At 52.5% G+C, this 236-nt stretch carries 1 protein-coding gene; it reads left to right on the forward strand.

Going from position 1 to position 236, the window contains the following annotated elements:
- Positions 1 to 236: phosphorylase family protein (locus F1003_RS16435; protein WP_162307029.1), on the forward strand; the 236-nt coding region annotated here is incomplete at both ends.

The following is a 236-nucleotide window of genomic DNA, read 5'->3' on the forward strand; positions in this document are numbered from 1 at the left end:
ACTCAGGCTACTAAAAACCTGCGGGGTAGATGCAGTTGGAATGAGCACAGTGCACGAGGTGCTAACCGCCCACCACGCGGGAATGAGGATCTTCGCGTTCAGTCTAATATCGAACAAGTGTGTCACCGATTACGACGACGATTACGAAGTGAACCACGCCGAGGTCATTGACACTGGCAAAATGAGGGAGCCAATCCTCAAGGAGCTCGTCACTCGGATGGTCATGAAGATGTGCG

The sequence above is a fragment of the Winogradskyella ouciana genome, from assembly GCF_009709615.1.
GTDB lineage: Bacteria > Bacteroidota > Bacteroidia > Flavobacteriales > Flavobacteriaceae > Winogradskyella > Winogradskyella ouciana.